We start from the raw sequence: 731 nt of genomic DNA, 5'->3' as shown, positions 1-731 counted from the left end.
TTACCACTCCCCGAGGCTTATCGCAGTTCGCTGCGTCCTTCTTCGGCTCCTAACGCCAAGGCATCCACCGTGTGCCCTTATTAACTTAACCACAGTTAAAGGTTTGATCTTTCGATCTACACTAATGCTTGCATGTTCCTACAAAAGTAAGAACGTTTGCCTTGTATGCTTTCTATCATTATCCAGTTTTCAAAGAACAAATATATGGATCAGTAACCTTAAAGGTTACCGGCCTGGCAACGTCCTACTCTCCCGGCCCGAATGGGCAAGTACCATCGGCGCTAGAGGGCTTAACGGTCGTGTTCGGAATGGGAACGTGTGTGACCCCTCTGCCATCATCACCAGACAAGTGGAGCTGAACGGGATCGAACCGATGACCTCCTGCTTGCAAGGCAGGCGCTCTCCCAACTGAGCTACAGCCCCATATAAAATTAGGGAATAAATGGTGGGCCTAGGCTGACTCGAACAGCCGACCTCACGCTTATCAGGCGTGCGCTCTAACCAACTGAGCTATAGGCCCATAAGAGATTGCTCTCTCAAAACTGAACAGTAAAGCTGTTTGCTAGCCGATTTGCTACCGTATATCTCGAAGAGATATCGGAAGTCTCCATAGAAAGGAGGTGATCCATCCGCACCTTCCGGTACGGATACCTTGTTACGACTTCACCCCAGTTATCTACCCCACCTTCGGCGGCTGGCTCCTTGCGGTTACCTCACCGACTTCGGGTGTT

Annotated in this window: 2 tRNA genes and 3 rRNA genes; all 5 read right to left on the bottom strand. The window is 50.3% G+C overall.

Going from position 1 to position 731, the window contains the following annotated elements:
• Positions 1-91: ribosomal RNA gene (locus O0550_RS24020) — 23S ribosomal RNA — on the bottom strand; the annotation flags it as partial.
• A gap of 140 nt (positions 92-231) precedes the next feature.
• Positions 232-346, bottom strand: a 5S ribosomal RNA gene (gene rrf / locus O0550_RS24015).
• Positions 347-350: 4 nt separating this feature from the next.
• Positions 351-423 (bottom strand) — tRNA-Ala (locus tag O0550_RS24010).
• 20 nt (positions 424-443) lie between these two features.
• Positions 444-520, bottom strand: a tRNA-Ile gene (locus O0550_RS24005).
• A 93-nt stretch (positions 521-613) separates the two neighbouring features.
• A 16S ribosomal RNA gene (locus tag O0550_RS24000) occupies positions 614-731 on the bottom strand; the annotation flags it as partial.

Source organism: Brevibacillus halotolerans (genome assembly GCF_026891775.1).
Taxonomy (GTDB): Bacteria; Bacillota; Bacilli; order Brevibacillales; family Brevibacillaceae; genus Brevibacillus_B; species Brevibacillus_B halotolerans.
The sequence above is the reverse complement of the archived record's forward strand: the minus strand, read 5'-3'. Positions and strand labels throughout refer to the sequence as shown.